The following is a 495-nucleotide window of genomic DNA, read 5'->3' on the forward strand; positions in this document are numbered from 1 at the left end:
CACATGTTGCCATGGAAAGCACGAGTGTTTATTGGAAGCCGATTGTGAACTTACTTGAAGCTGAGGATATTGAGTTTCTTGTTGTCAATGCTCAGCACATGAAGGCTGTTCCGGGACGAAAGACTGATGTCAAGGATGCAGAATGGATTGCTAAACTGCTTCGCCACGGACTGCTTAAAGCCAGTTATATCCCTGACCGTAATCAAAGGGAACTGCGCGAGCTGGTCCGATATCGTCGAAGTATCATTGAGGAGCGAGCGAGGCAACACAACCGAATCCAAAAGGTTCTAGAAGGAGCAAACATCAAACTGGGGTCTGTAGTTTCAGATGTTCTGGGTGTTTCGGCAAGAGACATGCTTGACGCCATCGCCAATGGCGAAGAAGATCCCAAGAAGCTGGCAGACTTCGCCCGCCGCACCATGAAAAAGAAGAAAGAAGAACTGGAACTGGCTTTGAAAGGTTATATTGGTCCCCATCAACGTTTAATGTTAAAAA

General features: G+C 46.9%; 1 protein-coding gene. It reads left to right on the forward strand.

Going from position 1 to position 495, the window contains the following annotated elements:
• On the forward strand, nucleotides 1–495 hold a 495-nt coding region (locus tag V7150_RS23465; protein ID WP_438825758.1), incomplete at both ends, for an IS110 family transposase.

This window comes from Neobacillus drentensis, from assembly GCF_036965245.1.
In the GTDB taxonomy this organism is placed as follows: Bacteria; Bacillota; Bacilli; order Bacillales; family Cytobacillaceae; genus Neobacillus; species Neobacillus drentensis_G.